1 rRNA gene is annotated in these 597 nt (G+C 50.1%); it reads right to left on the bottom strand.

From position 1 onward, the window contains the following. A 23S ribosomal RNA gene (locus V3391_RS17500) occupies positions 1 to 597 on the bottom strand; the annotation flags it as partial.

Raw genomic sequence — 597 nt, 5'->3', positions numbered from 1 at the left:
ACTCCTTAGCCGATTCCAACTTCCATGGCCACGGTCCTGCTGTCTATATGAACCAACGCCCTTCGAGGGATCTAATTAGCAGATGCTTAGGTACCATAGGTCCGCTTTCGGTGCATCCCGCGTCGCCAATTCTGCTTACCAAAAATGGCCCACTTGGAGACTTGATTCTAGTCACAACCTCAGTTAAGCAGGTTGTGTGCCGCGCCCATTTAGAGTTTGAGAATAAGTTGAGGATAAAAATCCCCAATGCTTCTGATCATTTGCTTTACCTGACGCAACTCATTGGTCCCTAGCTATCCTGAGAGAAACTTCGGAGGGAACCAGCTACTAGATAGCTCGATGAGTCTTTCGCCCCTTTACCCAGATCTGACAAGCGATTTGCACGTCAGCACTGCGTTCGATCGTCCATCAAGGTTTCCCCTGACTTCCATCGGCCCAGGAAAAGCTCGCAATCTTTCGGGTCCCAGCTAATGGACTTAACTTCAGATCCCTTTGAGAAACCATCAGGACCGTGCCCCGTTGCACCCAAGGAGGAGGCCTCCCCGGTTCACGGGTAAATCACTTTCATTACACCTAGTTGAGTTTGACACTCGAAGG

It is taken from the genome of Luteimonas flava (genome assembly GCF_036584485.1).
Taxonomy (GTDB): domain Bacteria; phylum Pseudomonadota; class Gammaproteobacteria; order Xanthomonadales; family Xanthomonadaceae; genus Luteimonas; species Luteimonas flava.
This window is presented reverse-complemented; position numbering and strand designations above follow the sequence as displayed.